Below are 301 nucleotides of genomic sequence, written 5' to 3'. Positions count from 1 at the left end.
CCTCTTGGTATCCCGCTTTTTCCGTTTTCGCCATCGCTTCTTTCACTGGCTGCAGCGGCGCTGACGCTACGGAGGCGAGTTTGGCGAGCCACTCCGCAGGCAAGTGAACCGATGGGGTGGCGGCGAAGTAGTCATCGACGCTGTAGCGCCAGAGAACAGCCGCCGAGCTGTATCGCTCGAGAAAACGGTCGGCCATTTTCAAACCTTCCGGGTCAAAGTCACCGGAGTAATGCAACTTGGCGCCTGAAGCTGCGAGCAAATCAAGGAGCCGCATCGTCGCTAAATTCATTTGCCCGTTCGT

1 protein-coding gene is annotated in these 301 nt (G+C 57.5%); it reads right to left on the bottom strand.

What is annotated here, in order from left to right; all coding sequences use genetic code 11:
* Positions 1 to 301, bottom strand: a 301-nt coding sequence (locus tag VU18_RS16620; RefSeq protein WP_047758601.1) for a DUF2399 domain-containing protein, incomplete at both ends; no start/stop codon positions are given.

The sequence above is a fragment of the Geobacillus sp. ZGt-1 genome (assembly GCF_001026865.1).
Taxonomy (GTDB): domain Bacteria; phylum Bacillota; class Bacilli; order Bacillales; family Anoxybacillaceae; genus Geobacillus; species Geobacillus thermoleovorans.
The sequence above is the reverse complement of the archived record's forward strand: the minus strand, read 5'-3'. Positions and strand labels throughout refer to the sequence as shown.